Raw genomic sequence first — 456 nt, forward strand, 5'->3', positions numbered from 1 at the left:
CCTTACAAGCAGGGGGTCGGCGGTTCGATCCCGTCATCCTCCACCATTTAGCCGACTTAGCTCAATTGGTAGAGCAACTGACTTGTAATCAGTAGGTTGGGGGTTCAAGTCCTCTAGTCGGCACCAGTTTTTATTGTAAGAGCCATTAGCTCAGTTGGTAGAGCATCTGACTTTTAATCAGAGGGTCGAAGGTTCGAGTCCTTCATGGCTCACCATTTTAATTAATATGCGGGTGTGGCGGAATTGGCAGACGCACTAGACTTAGGATCTAGCGCCTTTGGCGTGGGGGTTCGACTCCCTTCACCCGCACTTTTAATAAAATATCTCAAACATGTCTTGCGGAAGTAGTTCAGTGGTAGAATACAACCTTGCCAAGGTTGGGGTCGCGGGTTCGAATCCCGTCTTCCGCTCCAATTTTCAATATGACATGCCGGGGTGGCGGAACAGGCAGACGCA

The 456-nt window shown here is 49.8% G+C and carries 4 tRNA genes; all 4 read left to right on the forward strand.

The annotated features are described in order from the left end of the window. Positions 1 to 50 precede the first annotated feature (50 nt). The 4 genes from D1166_RS30990 (at position 51) to D1166_RS31005 (ending at position 413) form a co-directional block, all read left to right on the forward strand. Positions 51 to 126, forward strand: a tRNA-Thr gene (locus tag D1166_RS30990). Between the two features lie 13 nt (positions 127 to 139). After that, positions 140 to 215 (forward strand) — tRNA-Lys (locus D1166_RS30995). Positions 216 to 228: 13 nt separating this feature from the next. Next, positions 229 to 309 (forward strand) — tRNA-Leu (locus D1166_RS31000). Positions 310 to 338: 29 nt separating this feature from the next. Then, a tRNA-Gly gene (locus D1166_RS31005) sits at positions 339 to 413 on the forward strand. The last annotated feature ends 43 nt before the right edge of the window (positions 414 to 456 follow it).

This window comes from Bacillus sp. ISO11 (genome assembly GCF_003458115.1).
GTDB lineage: Bacteria > Bacillota > Bacilli > Bacillales > Bacillaceae_G > Bacillus_A > Bacillus_A cereus.